This is a genomic window from Methylobacterium sp. V23 (assembly GCF_002917135.1).
Classification (GTDB): Bacteria; Pseudomonadota; Alphaproteobacteria; order Rhizobiales; family Beijerinckiaceae; genus Methylobacterium.
This window is the reverse complement of sequence record NZ_PDHT01000013.1, coordinates 15,463-28,382: the sequence shown is the minus strand read 5'-3', so window position 1 is coordinate 28,382 and position 12,920 is coordinate 15,463. Positions and strand designations below refer to the sequence as shown.

The following is a 12,920-nucleotide window of genomic DNA, read 5'->3' as shown; positions in this document are numbered from 1 at the left end:
CCGCATGCTCCTGCAACGCCCCTGGATGCGGCGCCTGATCCACTACGGCGCCCTGGCGACGCGCGGCATGACCCTGGGCGTGCGCGGGGTCGCCATCGACGCCGAGGGTCGGGTCTGCCTCGTCCGCCACACCTACGTGGCGGGCTGGCACCTGCCCGGCGGCGGCATCGAGGCCGGCGAGAGCGGGGTGACGGCCATGGCGCGGGAGTTCCGCGAGGAGGCCGAGATCGTGGTCGATCCCGAGCAGCCCCTGCGGCTGCACGGCTTCTATCACAGCCGCGCGGGAGCCGGGCGCGACCACGTCGCCCTCTACGTGGCCGCCGCCTTCGCGGTGCGGGCGCCGAAACAGCCCGACCGGGAGATCGCCGCCTGTGGCTTCTTCCCCCTCGATGCGCTGCCGGCCGGGACCACCGCCGCCACCCGCGCGCGCCTGCGCGAAATCCGCGAGGGCCTGCCCCCATCCGCGCAGTGGCAGCCCTGAGGGGCGGTGCGATGCCGGCAAACGGCCCGCGGGGCCAGCGCCTGGATTCAGCGCTTGCAACGCCCGGCGGAATGGTGTTTAGAGACGCCGTCCGGGGCCGCCGGCGGGTCTTTCCCACCAGCGGCGCGGTTGTGAGCGGGTGTAGCTCAGGGGTAGAGCACAACCTTGCCAAGGTTGGGGTCGAGGGTTCGAATCCCTTCGCCCGCTCCAATTGACCGAACGAGACGACCGGAGCGACAGCCGCTGCAAGGCGGCTTTTTGCTTCGTTGAGACGACGAACCGTCCGGCGCGAGGGTCACCTTCGCCACGACGGGTGTGAGCGGGTGTAGCTCAGGGGTAGAGCACAACCTTGCCAAGGTTGGGGTCGAGGGTTCGAATCCCTTCGCCCGCTCCAAATCTTCCAACCCAGCCAGAACCGACCCAGCGCCCTCCGGGGCGTTTTTTCGTGGGCGGGCCACCCGCCGGCGACGCGGCGTCAGTCCCGCGGCCGCACGGCGGCCCGATAGGCCGCGGGCGTCACGGCGTAGCGCCGGCGGAAATGCCGGCGCAGGGTCGCGGCGGTGGCGAAGCCCGCCGCCTCGGCGACGGCCTGAAGCGGCTGGTCCGCCTGCTCCAGCAGATCCCGGGCCCGGGCGAGGCGCAGGTCGAGGAGCCAGCGGGCCGGCGTCGTGCCGGTCGCGGCGGAGAAGCGGCGCAGCAGGGTCCGCGGGCTCATGCCGGCACGGTCCGCCAGATGGGCGACCGGCCAGTCGCGGGCCGGCGCCGCCCGCATGGCATCGAGCAGCGGCCCGATCCGCGCCGCCTCGTGGAGCGTCGGCACCGCACCCGCCACCACCTGGGCCTGGCCGCCGTCCCGGTGCGGCGGCACGACGAGGCGCCGGGCGACGGCATTGGCGGCGGCCGGCCCGAAGTCGCGACGCACGAGGTGCAGGCAGAGGTCGATCCCGGCGGCCGAGCCGGCCGAGGTCAGGATCGGACCTTCGTCCACGTAGAGGACGTCGGGGGTGAAGCGGATGCCGGGATGGCGCGCGGCCAGGGCCGCGGCATGGCGCCAATGGGTGGTGGCACGGCGCCCGTCGAGGAGGCCCGCCGCCGCGAGTACGAAGACGCCCGAGCAGATCGACAGGATGCGCGCTCCGCGGGCCGCGGCCGCCCGCAGGGCGGTGGCGAGAGCCTCGGGAACGGGCCTGTCCGCACCGCGCCAGCCCGGCACCACGATGGTGCCGGCGTGATCCAGGAGGTCGAGCCCGCCATCGACGAGGAGGCGCACGCCGCCCTCGGCCCGCAGCGGCCCGGGATCGAGCCCGGCCACGGCGAAGCGGTACCAGTCCGGCCCCATCTCGGGGCGGGGCAGGCCGAACACCTCCACGGCGACGCCGAACTCGAAGGTGCAGAGACCGTCATAGGCCAGCACCACCACGAGACGGTCGGCGGGGGAGAGGCGCGCCTGCGACTTTGGCATGATCGCGACGCTAACCGGCAATCCGGGCCGCCGCCAAGGAGCGCGCCCGCTGGTAGGTCTGTCGTCCCCTGCGATGGAGACCCACGATGAGCCCCGTGACCGCCATTCCCGCCTGCCCACCCGCGATCGCGCGGGCTCACTTCCGGCGTCGCCTGGAACTAGAGACCGATTGCGCCGACGTGGCGGCCGCCCTGGGAGCCGCACCGCCCGACTTCGTGCTGCTGCACGCCGTCGGGTCGGCGGCGGCGTTCCGGCGCCGGCACATCCCGGGGGCCGTGCACCTGCCGCACCACCTGATCACGGCCGAGCGCCTCGCCGCCTGGCCCCCCGCTACGCTGTTCGTGGTCTACTGCGCCGGCCCCCATTGCAACGGGGCCGACCGGGCCGCCCTGCGGCTCGCCGAGTTCGGCCGGCCGGTCAAGCTCATGCTCGGCGGCCTGACCGGCTGGGCCGACGAGGCGTTGGCTTTCGCGGGCGACTTGGAGTCCACGAGCGACTTGGATTTCACGAGCGACTTCGATTCCTCGCGCGACTTGGATTCCACGAGCGACTTGACCTGCCCGCGTGAAGACCAGTCCGGCGGGGACCATTCCTGAAATCGGCCATCGCTCGCGAGGCCACTGTTCAATCTTCCTTTACCATAGGGAGAACAAAGTTGCCGTCGGGGCGGCGCCTGGGTCCGCCCCCAGCCGGACGGCCATGTTCCTCTTCACCACGCCCCCCGCCACTGCCCGCGATCCCGGCGCCAGCCGGGATCTGGGCACGCGCGACGGCGCCTCCGGACGCACGGGCGCGTCGAGCGGGGTCATCGAGGCGATTCGCGACGGGGCGCAGACCTCCGGCGCGGGCTTCGACTATCTCCTGGCCACGGCCCAGCGCGAATCCGCCCTCGACCCCTCCGCCAAGGCCGGCACCTCCTCGGCCACCGGCCTGTTCCAGTTCATCGAGCAGACCTGGCTCGGCACCCTGAAGACCGCCGGTCCCCGCCTCGGCCTCGGAACCTACGCGGACGCGATCACCCGCAGCGCCGACGGCACCTACGCGGTGAGCGATCCGGCGGCCAAGCAGACCATCCTCGACCTGCGCCGCGATCCGCGGATCGCCGCCACTCTGGCGGGCGCCCTGACTGAGCAGAACCGGGAAGCGCTGAGCAGCGCCCTCGGGCGCGAGCCCACCGGCGGCGACCTTTACGCCGCCCACGTCCTCGGCGCCCGCGGAGCCGCCGCCCTCATCGCCACCGCGCAGGCGAGCCCGGCCCGGGCCGCCGCCCTCGACATGCCGGAGGCGGCCGCCGCCAATCGCGGCCTGTTCTACGACAAGACCGGGCGCCCGCGCGGCGCGGCCGAACTCTACGCCCACCTCGCCGCGGCCCGCACCGGCCCGGCGCCGGCCACGCCCGCCGCCACGATCAGCCTGCCCGAGGGCACCACCGCCTACGCCTCCCTCAACGAGGGCGGCCTGCGCTCGATGTTCCAGACGGATCCGCGCCAGCAGGGCGGCGTCTCGGCCGGGGTCGCCCGCCTCTGGCAGGGGCGCAGCGCCGGAACCGATGTGAGCCGGACGGAGCCGGCCCGCGCGGCGCCGACCTACTTCCCGCGCTCGGACGGCACCGAGAGCGTGACCGGCAGCGCGCCCGCCGCCACCGTCGCACCGGCGACCGCTGCGAACCCCGTGCCGGCCGCCGCGACGGCCCTGGTCGGAGCCCCGCTGCCGCCCCGCCGTCCGGCGGAGTTCGGCGCTTCCAGTCAGGCGGCCCGCCCCGGCGCCCCCCTCGACCTGTCCCTCTTCACGATCCGGAGCGGCTCATGATCATCCGCCAGTTCCTCGCCTGGACGCAGCACACTTCCGCGGCGCGACGGGCGGAGGCCGCGGGTGCCCTGGCCCGCGCCTACCTCTATGACGGCCTCGGCGAGGATATCGCCTGGGAGGCGGAAGCCGCCCTCCTCGCCCTCTTGGACGATCCCTCGAGCCTGGTGCGCCGGGCCCTGGCGGAGGCCTGCGCCGCCTGCGCGAACGCTCCGCGTCCCCTGATCGTGGCGCTGGCGGGCGACCAGGCCGAGATCGCCACCCTGGTGCTGGCCCGCTCGCCCGTGCTGAGCGACGCCGACCTCGTCGACGGCGTCGCCATCGGGTGCCTCGCCGCCCGCCGCGCCATCGCGAGCCGGATCGACCTGTCGCCGGCCGTCGCCGGGGCGCTCGCCGAGATCGCGGAGCCCGAGGCCCTGGTCGTGCTCGCCCGGAACCGCAGCGCCCACATCACCACCGGCAGCCTGATGCGGATGGTGGAGCGCCACGGCGACGTGGCCGCCCTGCGCGAGGCGATCTTGGCCCGGCCCTACCTGCCCCTCGAGGTGCGCCAGAGCGTGACCACGCGCCTCGCCGAATCGCTTTCCGCCTTCGCGGTCTCCTCCGGCTGGCTCACCCCGGCCCGCAGCGCGCGCGCCAGCCGCGAGGCGCAGGAGCGCACGACCCTGGCCTTCTGCGCCGAGGCCCATCCCGTCGACCTCGCCCGGCTGGTCGCCCACCTGAAGGCCTGCGGCCAGCTCAATGCCGGCCTGCTGCTGCGGGCGATCCTGTCCGGAAACATGGCCTTCGCCGAGATGGCCCTGGCCGATCTCGCCGGCCTGCCCGTCCGCCGGGTGGCCGGCCTGATGCACGATGCCTCGACCGCCGCCTTCGCGGCCCTGCACCGCAAGGCCGGCCTGCCGCCGGTGCTGCTGCCGGCCTTCAGCGCCGCGCTGTCGGCCTGGCGCGAGGCCGGGGCGGGCACCATCGCCAGCGCCGGGGCGGGCCTGTCGCGCCTGATGATCGAGCGGGCGCTGACCGCCTGCGAGACGATGCCCTTCGCGGAGGCCCAGAGCGTCATGGCGCTGCTGTCCCGCTTCGAGGCCGAGGCCGCCCGCGACGAGGCCCGGGTGCTCGCCCGCGAACTCGCCGCCGAGGCCGAGCGCAGCGAGATCCTGCGGATCGAGCGCGAGATCCTCGACGCCGAGTGGCGCGAGGCCCAGCGCCAGGTCCTCGCAGACTGGGACGCGCCGCAGGCCCTCGAGGCCGCCCCCGCCGCCGCAACCTTCGAACCGGTCGCCGAGATCGTCGCCGCGGCGGTGCCGGAGGCTTTGCAAGCGACCTTGGAAGTGACCTCGGAAGCGACTTCGGAAGCGACTACGGAAGCGACTTCGGAAGAAACCCTGGAAGTGCCACTGGGCGAGTCCGCTCCGGTGGCCGTCGACCCCGCTGCGGAAGCCCTGCCCATCGTGACGAATCGGCCGGCCTCGGGGGATTCGGAGGTCGCCGCGGTCGCGGAGATCCTGGCCGTGGTGCCGGCCGAGGCTTCGGCGGACGTCGAGACGGCACGCACCGATCCGGTGGGCCTGATCCTCGACGGACTTTCCGACGCGCTGCTGGCCGAGTTCGAGGGCAGCCGCGCCCGGAGCCGCGCCCTCGCCACCGAGGTCGTGCTCGACGCGATTCCCGAGGCGCTGATCGCGCGCTACCGTGAGGACCGGGCGCGTCTCGCTGCCTGAGGGGCGCTCAGCCGAACTGCTCGCGCAGGATGCGCTCGTCGAGGCTGTGACCGGGATCGTGCAGCAGGGTCAGGTTGGTGGCGTGGTCGAGCCAGGTCTCCACCGTGCAGACCCGCCGGAACTCGGTATGGTCGGCCACCGCCGCCACCGGCCGGTGCTCGGCGTCCAGCACCTCGATGAGGATGCGGGCGTAGTCCGGCAGCAGGGCCCCGTGCCAGCGCCGGGGCCGGAAGGCCGAGATCGGCGTCAGGGCCAGGAGCCGGGCGTTGAGGGGCAGGATCGGGCCGCCCACCGACAGGTTGTAGGCGGTGGACCCGGCCGGGGTCGCCGCGAGCACGCCGTCGGCGATAAGCTCCGGCAGGCGGACATGGCCGTCGATCGAGATGCGCAGCTTGGCGGTCTGGTGCGTCTGGCGCAGCATGTAGACCTCGTTCAGGGCGCGGGCCTGGTGCCGGCGCCCCTCCGTGTCCACGGCCTCCATCATCAGCGGGTGGATGATGCTGCGCTTGGTGTTCTCCAGGCGCTCGATCAGCCCGTCCTCGCGGAACTCGTTCATGAGGAAGCCGACGGTGCCGCGGTTCATGCCGTAGATCGGCGTGCCGGCATGCATGAAGCGGTGCAGGGTCTGGAGCATCAGCCCGTCGCCGCCCAGCGCCACCACCACGTCGGCCTCGTCGGGCGGCACGTGGTCGTAGCGCCGCATCAGGGTCGCGGCCGCCTGGCGGGCGTCCTCCGTGGGACTCGCGACGAAGGCAAGCCGTTCGAAACGCCGGGCCATGGGCTCACATCCGTCCTGTCGACCACCTTGCCGACCACCTTGCCGACGCGGAGCGTTCGCGCCAGCGTCTCGATTCCAGTCCTGCCGGCATCCCCGCCGGCCCGCTCCCGCCGGTGGAGCGGCAGAGCCCTGGTCGGAGACCCATAGCATGGAGCGGCCGCTTCTCGTCTACACCACCTTCCCGGATGCCGGCACCGCCCTGAAAGTCGGAGAGGCGCTGGTGCGGCTGCGCCTCGCGGCCTGCGTCAACGTCCTGCCGGGAATGCTCTCGGTCTACGCCTGGAAGGGCGCGGTGGAGCAGGGCTCGGAGGTCGTCGCGATCCTGAAGAGCCGCGAGAGCCTCGCCGACGCCCTCGGCGCCGCCCTGAAGGCCCGTCACCCCTACGCGACGCCGATCATCCTGCACCTGCCGGTGGCGGGGGCCGACCCCGACACCGCGGCCTGGATCGCAGCGGAGACTCAAGGGCCGCCGATCGGGTAGCTCCGGCCCTTCCACAGGGGCGTGCCGCTGCCCTTGCGCCGCAGGAGGGCGGTCCACTGGATCGCCAGGGCGACCAGCACCGTCGCCGGGTGGAGCAGAACCGTCCCCAGGGGCTCGCGGGTGATCAGGGTGATCGCCGCCCGGGTCGCCAGGGAGACGAGGACGGCGGCGAAGGCCAGGAACGCGGCGTGGCCGGATCCGAGGCCGACCAGGGCCGCCAGGAGGAGGAGCCAGGGCAGGACGTGCCCCCCGACCAGGAGCAGGGTCCAGACGGGCAGGGCCCGCGGGGTCGCCATGCCCTCGTGGGCGTTCTTCGAGAAGCCGGCCCAGCTCTGCGCGAAGCCGCGATACATCCGGCAGGTCGCCAGGGCGTGCCCGGCCACCAAGTCGGTGCGGTAGCCGCCCTGGCGGAAGCGGCGCGGCAGCACGACGCCGTCGTGCAGGCTGGTGCGCACGGCGCCGTGCCCGCCGGTGGCCGCGTAGGCCTCGCGTCCGACGAGGACGAGCTGGCCGCAGGCGGCGCCGAGGCTGGGGCGCGGGGAGGCCCGCATCATCGCCATCGGCAGGTAGCCGAGGAGCAGGAAGTTGATCATCGGCACCGTCAGGCGCTCGCCCAGCGACCCCATGCGCTGGCGCGGCACGCCGCTGACGAGGGCGCTCCCGGTCCGGCGCGCATGGGCGGCGAGCGCCGCCGCCGCGGCGGGCGCCAGGCTGACATCGGCGTCGACGAAGAGGAGATGCGTTCCGGCCGCGGCCTCGGCCAGCCGCGCACAGGCGTGGTTCTTGCCCGTCCAGCCCTCGGGCAGGGGCGGGATCGGGACGAGGCGCAGGCGCGGGTCCTCGGCGGCGATGGCGGCCACGATGGCGGCGGTGTCGTCGGTGGAATGGTCGTCGCCGACGAGCACCTCCAGGGCGACGCCGGCGCTCGACAGGGCGGCCCGCACGGTGGTGGCGATCACCGCGGCCTCGTTGCGGGCCGGGATCAGCACCGAGACCCGGGCCCGGACGTCGAGGTCCGGCTCGGGGGTGCGCAGGATCGAGAGGTTCACCCAGGCGACGAGGGCGGGCAGCAGCGCACAGGCCAGGGCCAGGATCGCGAGACCGAGCATCACGGAACCGGATCTCCCTTCTGGCGGTGGGCCGGCTCGAAGCGCCGCCCCGTGACGACGGCCCCGAGGCGCCGCCAGAGATCGTAGATCCCGCCGATCCCCTTGGCACCGGATGCGAGCGGCGTGAAGCGGTCGGCCGCGCGCGCGATCACGTCGAGACTGAGCCGGTCGAGGGTGGCGGTCAGGTCCGCCTCCATCCGGGCGAGGCGCTCGGCCCGGGGCAGGGCCAGCAGCTCGGCGCCGGGGATCGGCGCTCCGAAGGCCGCGAAGGCCTCGCCGCCGCGCTCCTCCCAGAAGGCGTATTCGAGAGCCAGCGGCACGAACAGCGCGTCGGGCGCGATCTCGGGCAGGCGGCCGACGCCGGCGCGCAGGCCCAGCGGCCGGGCGCGAACGTCCTGAAAGCGACCCTGGGCGGTGATCCAGATCATCCGGTTCGGCGCCCCCAGGATGCGCCGCGTCGCCCTGAGGAACTGGGCCGCGCCGCGGGCCGAATCGAGGTTCACCGCGAAGGCGCCCATCCGGGCGAAGACCGCGTACTTCTCCAGCATCCGCGCGTCGAAGGGCGCGTAGCTCTCGCGGCGCGGAAACAGCCGTCCGGCCAGGAGGATGACCACGGCGGCGTCCCACCAGGCCGGATGGTTGCAGTAGACCACCACGGGACCGGGATGGTCGGCGCAGGCCGGCACGCCCCAGCGGGCGAGCCGCAGGGCGTTGAGGTGGCGTCGGACGTAGCGGTCGAAGTACCCGACCATGAACCGCCACAGGGCGGGCGATCGGGCGGGGCCGTCCTCGCGGGACACGCGGCGGGCCTTCAGGCGCTGGCGCGCGCCTCCCCGCCGACCTCGGCGCCCCGCGCATCGGTGTCGAGGGCATCCGCCGCGATCCAGCCCGACATCATCACCATCGGCATGCCGGGACCCGGATGGGCCGCGCCGCCGGCGAGGTAGAGGCCGCGCACCTGCCGCGAGCGGTTGCCCGGCTTGAACGCGCCCATGAACTTGCCGTGGGAGGCGAGGCCGTAGATCGCACCGTTGAGCACCTTGTAGCGCTTGTGGATGTCCTGCGGGGTGAGGTGGCGCTCGACGACGATGCGCTCCTCCAGGTCAGGCATGTTGGCCGTGCGCTTGAGCTTGTCGAGGATGACCTGCCGGTAGGCCGGGAACATCTTCGACCAGTCGTGGTGCGGGCGCAGGTACGGGGTGTGAACCAGGACGTAGAGCGCCTCGCCGCCCTCGGGCGCCACCGACGGGTCGGTGGAGGAGGGGGCCGCCAGGTAGGCGGTCGGGTCCGGGGCCGGCTCGCCCTTGTGGTAGATGTAGTCGAATTCCTCCTCCGGGTTGCGGGAGAAGACGAAGTCGTGGTGGTTCAGGTGCTCGTAGCGCTTGTTCAGCCCGAGATAGAGCACCACGCCGGAGCAGGCCGGCTCGAAGCTCTTCTTCTCGTAGGACTTGCCGACGTCGCCCCCGACGAGCTCGCGGTAGGTGCGCACCGAATCCATGTTCGAGATGACGGCGTCGAACGGGGTGACGCCGGAGGCGGTCCGCACGCCCTTGACCGCCCCCTTCTCGATGGCGAGGCCGGTGACCTCGTCGCCCGGCCGCAGGGTGGCGCCGAGTTCTCCGGCGAGCTTCGTCAGGGCCTCGGCCACCGCGCGGGTGCCGCCCATCGGATACCAGACCCCCTCCGCCGTCTGCATGTGCGCGATGGCGCAGAGCACGGCCGGGGCGCCGTAGGGCGAGGAGCCGACATATTGCACGAAGTGGTCGAGCATCTGCGCGAGGCGCGCATCCTTCACCTTCGAGCGGATCGTGCCGGCCACCGACGAGCCCATGCGCAGGGACAGCACGTCCCGCAGGGTGCCGGGATTCATGTTGGCGCGGAGGTTGATCGTGTCGAACAGGTCCTCGACCGGCTTCCAGAAGAAGAACTTGTTCGAGACGTCGTGCAGGTGCTCGGAAATCTCGAGGAACTTCTTGTAGCCTTCGCCGGCGCCGGTATTGGGCGCGAAGCGCTCCATGTCGGCGGCCATGGTGGGCACGTCGGCCATCAGGTCGAGATGGGTGTTGTCGTCGAAGAAGCAGCGCCATTGCGGATCGAGGCGGCGCAGGTCCAGGTAGTCGTGGATGTTGCGCCCGGCCTCCTGGAAGATCCGCTCCAGCACCTTCGGCACCGTGAGGATGGTCGGCCCCATGTCGAAGCGGAAGCCCCCCTCGTGCAAGACCGCGGCCTTGCCGCCGAGCCAGTCGTTCTTGTCGTAGAGCGTGACGTTGTGGCCGCGCGCGGCGCTCACGCAGGCGGCCGCCAAGCCGCCCAACCCTGCGCCGACGACGGCGACCGAAGACCCAGCCCGCATGTTCGTGTCACTCCCCGGGCCGGTCCAAACGCCCATCCCTGCCATGAAGCTAGACCGGATGGCCGCGCGGTCAACGCGCTAACCGGTCGCGGCACGGACCAACGCCGTCTTTGCCGTCCCGTCCTAGGTCGTCCGCCGCGACACCAGCCCCAGCGCGACCCCCAACCCCAGCGCCGCGACGGCGGCCATCACGCCCCAGGCGGGGAAGGCGGCGGCCCAGCCCTCGCTGAGGGCGTTCTGGTAGGCCTCGATCGCCCAGGCGTTGGGCGTGAGCCAGCCGGCCTCCTGCAGCCAGGGCGGCATCAGGAAGCGGGGCACCATGCTGCCGCCCACCGCCGACAGCAGGAGGACGCCGAAGGTGGCGGCCAGGTGCGCCTGCTGCCGGGTCGCTGAGGCCGCGCAGGCGGCCAGGGCGAGGCCGGCGGCCATCGCCGAGACCAGGAGGGAGGTCACCAGCCAGGCGCCCGCATGGGGCAGGATGTCGACCCCGTGCAGGAGGGCGGCGGCCGCGAAGATCAGTCCGGCCTGGACGAGGCCCTGGCCCACCAGGAACAGGAACTTGCCCAGTACCACCACGGCGAGGCCGCCGGGCCCCGCCATCAGCCGGTCGGCGAGGCCGGACTGGCGCTCGTCGACGAGGGAGAGGGCCCCCTGCATGGCGGCGAAGAGCAGGAACACCGCCGTGATCGCCCCGGCATAGTAGCTCACACGGTCGTTGGTGGCGCCCGAGGCGGTGCTGCGCCGCTCCACCAGGGAGGCGAAGGCGAAGGGCTCCTTGCGGGCGCGCTGCTCGGCGAAGGCCTGGTTGAGGAAGGCGCGCTCGTCCGGACCGATCTTGCCCGAGCGCTCCACGTCGGCGACGATCCGGGCCAGGACCACGTCGGGCAGCGCCTCGTTGAGGACGCGCTGGAGCTGGCCGAGGGCGATCGGGGTCGCCAGGGCCTTGGCGGGATTCTCGATCAGCACCACGGGCTGGTCGGCGCGGGTGGAGCCGGCGTCGAGGTCGCCGCGCAGCACCAGGGCGACGTCGACCTCGCCGCGGCGCACTGCCGCGACGGCGCCGTCGAGGTCGGTGGCGGCGAGGGGCCCGACCCGGAGGGAGGGGTCCGCCTCCAGGGCCTGCATCAGGCGCTGCGTCGTCGGCGTCCGGGCCAGGTCGAGGAGGCCGAGATGGATGCGGATGCGGTCGCCCAGCGCCCCGGAGAAGATCGCGGCGAAGATCACGAAGATCACCGTGGGCAGCACGAAGGCCATGACCAGGGCGGCCCGGTCGCGCACCAGGCCGAGCAGCATGACGCGGAAGGCGGCCGAGATCATGCGGTGGTCCCCCGTTCGGCGACCCCGTCCTCGTCCGGCGTCGCCGATCCCGCCACGGCATCGCGGTACACCGCCTCCAGCCCGGGCGCGCGGATGCGGATCTCGGCGATGGGCACGCCCGCGTGCCGGAGGTCCGCCAGCAGGTCGGCCCCGTCGCGGGGCGTCCCGCTCAGGTGGCGCGCCCGCCAGGTCGAGCCGGTGTCGACGGGCACGAAGCCCGCCCGGCGCAGGACCGCCTCCGCCGCCCCATCGGCGGGAGCGACGAGGGCGGCCTCGTGTTCGGGGGCATCGGCGCGGATGCGGGCGAGGAGCTCGGACAGGCGGCCGTCGGTGATGATCCGCCCCTGCGCCAGGATGGCGACCCGGTCGGCGAGGCGCTCGGCCTCGGCGAAATCGTGGGTGGCGACCAGGAGGGCGGTGCCGGCCTCGCGCAGGCGCCCGAGCACCGCGTGGATCGCCGCCCGGGCGTGCAGGTCCACCCCCTGGGTCGGCTCGTCGAGGAGAACGAGGCGGGGCCGCGCCATCAGGCTGGCGGCGATGTTGACCCGGCGCTGGTAGCCGCCCGAGAGCAGCCCCACCGGGCGCCGGGCGACCTCCCCGAGGGCGCAGAGCGCGAGGCCCGTCGCCACGGCCTCCGCCCGCGCCCGCCGGGGGATGCCGGCGAGCTGGGCGAAGACGGACAGGTTTTCGGCCACCGAGAGGCGGGGATAGAGGGCGATCTCCTGGGGCACCCAGCCGATCGCCCGGCGCGCCGCCGGCGTCCGATGGGGGTCGTCGCCGGCCACGCGGACGCTGCCGGCGTTGGGGGCGAGCCGGCCCGCGATGAGGCGCATCAGCGAGGTCTTGCCGGCGCCGTTGGGGCCGAGGAGCGCGAGGGTCTCGCCGGCGCCGAGGGCGAGGTCGACGCCCTCCAGCACCCGGGTGCCGCGATAGGCGAGGGCGGCGCCGGCCACCCGCAGGAGCGGCTCGGTACGGAGGCTCACGTGGCGCTCAGCGGGGCGGCAGCGCGCGCGACAGGCGAACCCGCACGCCGACCCCGGGCTCCCGCACGACGAAGCGCGCGCGCGCGAAATCCGGGCGGGCGGAGCGGGCGGATTCGCCGGAGAAGCCGTAGGGCTCGAGGGGCAGGCCGAGGCCGGTCCGGTCGAGGCGGCCGTTGCGGTTGGTGTCCTGGTAGGCCACCGCCGCGTAGATGCCGGGCGTCACGTTCGAGAAGACGAAGCGCTGGGCGGCGGCCCGGGGCTCGGCCTGCTGCCCCGTCCGGCAATCGGCCTCCGACAGGCCGTCCTGGCACAGGGCGACGGAGAGCAGGCCCCCGGGCTCGATGCCCTCGACCTCCACCGCCACGGAGGCGGCGCGGGCCGCGCCCGAAACCAGCAGAAGGGCGCAGAGGCCGGCCAGGGGCCGCGACAGCC

At 73.8% G+C, this 12,920-nt stretch carries 12 protein-coding genes, 2 tRNA genes and 1 pseudogene; 7 read left to right on the top strand and 8 right to left on the bottom strand.

Going from position 1 to position 12,920, the window contains the following annotated elements:
• Positions 1-4 precede the first annotated feature (4 nt).
• The 3 genes from CRT23_RS13910 to CRT23_RS13900 all read left to right on the top strand — a co-directional run bounded on the left by CRT23_RS13910 (position 5) and on the right by CRT23_RS13900 (position 875).
• Positions 5-481: an NUDIX domain-containing protein gene (locus tag CRT23_RS13910; protein ID WP_103710193.1), complete on the top strand. Its 477-nt coding sequence runs from the start codon at positions 5-7 to the stop codon at positions 479-481.
• A 135-nt stretch (positions 482-616) separates the two neighbouring features.
• Positions 617-691: transfer RNA gene (locus CRT23_RS13905), tRNA-Gly, on the top strand.
• A gap of 109 nt (positions 692-800) precedes the next feature.
• Positions 801-875, top strand: a tRNA-Gly gene (locus tag CRT23_RS13900).
• Positions 876-956: 81 nt separating this feature from the next.
• Here CRT23_RS13900 and ftrA read toward each other — a convergent pair.
• Positions 957-1,943, bottom strand: a complete 987-nt coding sequence (gene ftrA / locus CRT23_RS13895) for a transcriptional regulator FtrA (RefSeq protein ID WP_103710192.1) — start codon at positions 1,941-1,943, stop codon at positions 957-959.
• Positions 1,944-2,029: 86 nt separating this feature from the next.
• Here ftrA and CRT23_RS13890 point away from each other — a divergent pair.
• The 3 genes and pseudogenes from CRT23_RS13890 to CRT23_RS13880 all read left to right on the top strand — a co-directional run.
• Positions 2,030-2,413 (top strand): annotated as a pseudogene (locus tag CRT23_RS13890) (rhodanese-like domain-containing protein); the annotation flags it as partial.
• Between the two features lie 229 nt (positions 2,414-2,642).
• Positions 2,643-3,752, top strand: a complete 1,110-nt coding sequence (locus CRT23_RS13885; protein ID WP_103710190.1) for a lytic transglycosylase — start codon at positions 2,643-2,645, stop codon at positions 3,750-3,752.
• Positions 3,749-5,467 (top strand): DUF2336 domain-containing protein, encoded by a 1,719-nt coding sequence (locus CRT23_RS13880; protein WP_103710189.1) that lies wholly within the window; start codon positions 3,749-3,751, stop codon positions 5,465-5,467. The genes CRT23_RS13885 and CRT23_RS13880 overlap by 4 nt, the downstream gene beginning before the upstream one ends.
• A 7-nt stretch (positions 5,468-5,474) precedes the next feature.
• Here CRT23_RS13880 and CRT23_RS13875 read toward each other — a convergent pair whose 3' ends face one another.
• Positions 5,475-6,245: an NAD kinase gene (locus CRT23_RS13875; RefSeq protein WP_055949532.1), complete on the bottom strand. Its 771-nt coding sequence runs from the start codon at positions 6,243-6,245 to the stop codon at positions 5,475-5,477.
• A 148-nt stretch (positions 6,246-6,393) separates the two neighbouring features.
• Between CRT23_RS13875 and cutA the strand changes: the two genes are divergently transcribed.
• The gene (gene cutA / locus CRT23_RS13870; RefSeq protein WP_055949535.1) at positions 6,394-6,726 is read left to right on the top strand and encodes a divalent-cation tolerance protein CutA; all 333 of its coding nucleotides are present in this window, start codon (positions 6,394-6,396) and stop codon (positions 6,724-6,726) included.
• Here cutA and CRT23_RS13865 read toward each other — a convergent pair.
• From CRT23_RS13865 to CRT23_RS13840, 6 genes are all read right to left on the bottom strand, one after another.
• The gene (locus CRT23_RS13865) at positions 6,705-7,835 is read right to left on the bottom strand and encodes a glycosyltransferase family 2 protein (protein ID WP_103710188.1); all 1,131 of its coding nucleotides are present in this window, start codon (positions 7,833-7,835) and stop codon (positions 6,705-6,707) included. The genes cutA and CRT23_RS13865 overlap by 22 nt on opposite strands.
• A complete protein-coding gene (locus CRT23_RS13860) occupies positions 7,835-8,587 on the bottom strand; it encodes a lysophospholipid acyltransferase family protein (RefSeq protein ID WP_103710259.1) in 753 nt (250 codons plus the stop codon). Before CRT23_RS13860 ends, CRT23_RS13865 begins: the two co-directional genes overlap by 1 nt.
• A 59-nt stretch (positions 8,588-8,646) precedes the next feature.
• Positions 8,647-10,188 (bottom strand): phytoene desaturase family protein, encoded by a 1,542-nt coding sequence (gene crtI / locus CRT23_RS13855; protein ID WP_103710187.1) that lies wholly within the window; start codon positions 10,186-10,188, stop codon positions 8,647-8,649.
• A 123-nt stretch (positions 10,189-10,311) separates the two neighbouring features.
• Positions 10,312-11,505 carry an ABC transporter permease gene (locus CRT23_RS13850; RefSeq protein ID WP_055949546.1) on the bottom strand — a complete coding sequence of 398 codons (1,194 nt, stop codon included), beginning with the start codon at positions 11,503-11,505 and terminating at the stop codon, positions 10,312-10,314.
• Positions 11,502-12,488: an ABC transporter ATP-binding protein gene (locus CRT23_RS13845; RefSeq protein ID WP_103710186.1), complete on the bottom strand. Its 987-nt coding sequence runs from the start codon at positions 12,486-12,488 to the stop codon at positions 11,502-11,504. The genes CRT23_RS13850 and CRT23_RS13845 overlap by 4 nt, the downstream gene beginning before the upstream one ends.
• A gap of 7 nt (positions 12,489-12,495) precedes the next feature.
• Positions 12,496-12,918 (bottom strand): DUF2141 domain-containing protein, encoded by a 423-nt coding sequence (locus CRT23_RS13840; RefSeq protein WP_055949606.1) that lies wholly within the window; start codon positions 12,916-12,918, stop codon positions 12,496-12,498.
• Positions 12,919-12,920 lie beyond the last annotated feature (2 nt).

Bases quoted from the DNA above. Each gene is read 5' to 3' on its own strand.
- CRT23_RS13850 (WP_055949546.1), bottom strand. From the start codon at position 11,505: ATGATCTCGGCCGCCTTCCGCGTCATGCTGCTCGGCCTGGTGCGCGAC.
- CRT23_RS13865 (WP_103710188.1), bottom strand. From the start codon at position 7,835: ATGCTCGGTCTCGCGATCCTGGCCCTGGCCTGTGCGCTGCTGCCCGCC.
- CRT23_RS13880 (WP_103710189.1), top strand. From the start codon at position 3,749: ATGATCATCCGCCAGTTCCTCGCCTGGACGCAGCACACTTCCGCGGCG.
- CRT23_RS13875 (WP_055949532.1), bottom strand. From the start codon at position 6,245: ATGGCCCGGCGTTTCGAACGGCTTGCCTTCGTCGCGAGTCCCACGGAG.
- CRT23_RS13885 (WP_103710190.1), top strand. From the start codon at position 2,643: ATGTTCCTCTTCACCACGCCCCCCGCCACTGCCCGCGATCCCGGCGCC.
- crtI (WP_103710187.1), bottom strand. From the start codon at position 10,188: ATGCGGGCTGGGTCTTCGGTCGCCGTCGTCGGCGCAGGGTTGGGCGGC.
- cutA (WP_055949535.1), top strand. From the start codon at position 6,394: ATGGAGCGGCCGCTTCTCGTCTACACCACCTTCCCGGATGCCGGCACC.
- CRT23_RS13910 (WP_103710193.1), top strand. From the start codon at position 5: ATGCTCCTGCAACGCCCCTGGATGCGGCGCCTGATCCACTACGGCGCC.
- CRT23_RS13860 (WP_103710259.1), bottom strand. From the start codon at position 8,587: ATGGTCGGGTACTTCGACCGCTACGTCCGACGCCACCTCAACGCCCTG.
- ftrA (WP_103710192.1), bottom strand. From the start codon at position 1,943: ATGCCAAAGTCGCAGGCGCGCCTCTCCCCCGCCGACCGTCTCGTGGTG.